The organism is Acinetobacter sp. 24-47-62 (assembly GCF_056779765.1).
Window position 1 is genome coordinate 1 of record NZ_JBWYIN010000037.1, and the last position, 564, is coordinate 564.

General features: G+C 45.2%; 1 protein-coding gene. It reads left to right on the forward strand.

Annotated features, from left to right (window positions below; genetic code table 11):
• Positions 1-8: 8 nt before the first annotated feature.
• The coding region (locus tag AC1M87_RS14765; RefSeq protein WP_481594119.1) for a 3-oxoacid CoA-transferase subunit B at positions 9-564 on the forward strand (556 nt) is incomplete at its 3' end.

The window sequence follows — 564 nt, forward strand, 5'->3', positions numbered from 1 at the left end:
GAAATAAAATGAGTTATCAAAAATTAACCCGTGATCAAATTGCTGAACGTGTTGCACAAGATATTCCTGATGGTGCTTATGTCAACCTTGGGATTGGTTTACCGACGAAAATCTCGAGTTACTTACCTTCTGACAAAGATGTCTTTTTACATTCTGAAAATGGTTTATTGGCCTTTGGTCCACCCCCTGCGGAAGAAGACCGTGACCCTGAGTTAATTAACGCGGGTAAAGAGTTTGTGACTTTATTAGAAGGCGGAGCTTTCTTCCATCATGGTGACTCATTTGCCATGATGCGTGGTGGTCACTTAGACATCGCAGTCTTGGGTGCTTTCCAAGTCGCTGAAAATGGTGATCTTGCAAACTGGCATACCGGTGCACCTGATGCCATCCCTGCTGTGGGTGGTGCGATGGACTTAGCTGTGGGTGCGAAGAAAGTCTTCATCACCACCGATCATGTCACTAAAAAAGGCGAACCTAAAATCGTTGCTGAGCTGACTTATCCTGCGACAGGTTTGAAATGTGTGGACCGCATTTATACGGACCTTTGTGTGATTGATGTGACGG